General features: G+C 67.2%; 1 protein-coding gene. It reads right to left on the bottom strand.

From position 1 onward, the window contains the following. Positions 1–806, bottom strand: an 806-nt coding sequence (locus A5773_RS05650) for an AMP-binding protein (protein ID WP_156744739.1), incomplete at both ends; no start/stop codon positions are given.

Genomic DNA, 806 nt, shown 5'->3' with positions numbered 1-806 from the left:
CCGCGGATCTTGACCTGCTCGTCGGCGCGGCCCATGTACTGCAGCTGGCCATCGGCGCCCCAGCGGACCAGGTCGCCGGTGCGGTACATCCGCGCCCCGGCCCCGCCGAACGGGCACGCCACGAACCGCGTCGCGGACAGCCCCGGCCGGCCCACATACCCATGCGCCAGACCGCGCCCGGCCACGTACAGCTCACCGACCACGCCCTCGGGCACCGGCCGCAACCACCCGTCCAGCACGAAAAAGCCAAGATGCGCCAGCGGCAAGCCGATCGGGCTGGCGTTGGTGTCGACATCACCATCGACGATCTCGCGGAACGAGGCGTGCACCGTGGTCTCGGTGATCCCATACATGTTGATCAACCGCGGCAGACCCGGGTGGTTGTGCAACCACTTGCCCAACCGATGCGGCTCGAGCGCCTCACCACCGAACACCACCGTCTGCAGCTTGAGCTGTTGACCCAGCTCGGGGGCGAGCGAATCCGCGGTCTGCAGGACATAGAACGCGGACGGCGTCTGGCTGAGCACGCTGACCTGTTCGCGAACCAGCATGGCGTGCAGGTCTTTTGGTGAGCGGACGACGGAGTCGGGCACGATGACCAGCCGGCCGCCGTACAACAGCGACCCGAAGATCTCCCACACCGAGAAGTCGAACGCCAGCGAATGGCATTGCGACCACACCTGCCCGAGTGCCAGCTCGCGGTTCACGGACTCCAGCAGCTCGGTGACGTTGCGGTGCGGCACCGCCACACCCTTCGGGGTGCCGGTCGTACCGGACGTATAGATGATGTAGGCGACGTTCTCCGC

The sequence above is a fragment of the Mycobacterium sp. 852014-52450_SCH5900713 genome, from assembly GCF_001667075.1.
Lineage (GTDB): Bacteria > Actinomycetota > Actinomycetes > Mycobacteriales > Mycobacteriaceae > Mycobacterium.
The sequence above is the reverse complement of the archived record's forward strand: the minus strand, read 5'-3'. Positions and strand labels throughout refer to the sequence as shown.